Here is a 240-nt window from a genome sequence, read left to right as displayed (position 1 = left end):
ACCTTATCCCCCGGCTCAATGATGCTGCATAGAATCGCTTCATTGCCGGATCTTGAGGTGCCATCTATCGGGAACGCCCATTTATTTTTCGTTTGAAAAACCAAACGCAGCATTTCCATCACTTCATTCATGATAGTGGTGAATGCAGGTCCGAATTGCCCGTTTCAATTCATTCAACATCTTCACTTCTTTATGTTTATCCGTCTTCTTTTCCTTCAGGACAATGTCCCATCCTTGCAC

Annotated in this window: 1 pseudogene; it reads right to left on the bottom strand. The window is 43.8% G+C overall.

The window, feature by feature from the left end:
- Nucleotides 1–131, bottom strand: a pseudogene (locus SB773_RS34335) (alanine--glyoxylate aminotransferase family protein); the annotation flags it as partial.
- Nucleotides 132–240: the final 109 nt, after the last annotated feature.

Source organism: Bacillus sp. SIMBA_074, assembly GCF_046534555.1.
GTDB lineage: Bacteria > Bacillota > Bacilli > Bacillales > Bacillaceae_G > Bacillus_A > Bacillus_A mycoides.
This window is presented reverse-complemented; position numbering and strand designations above follow the sequence as displayed.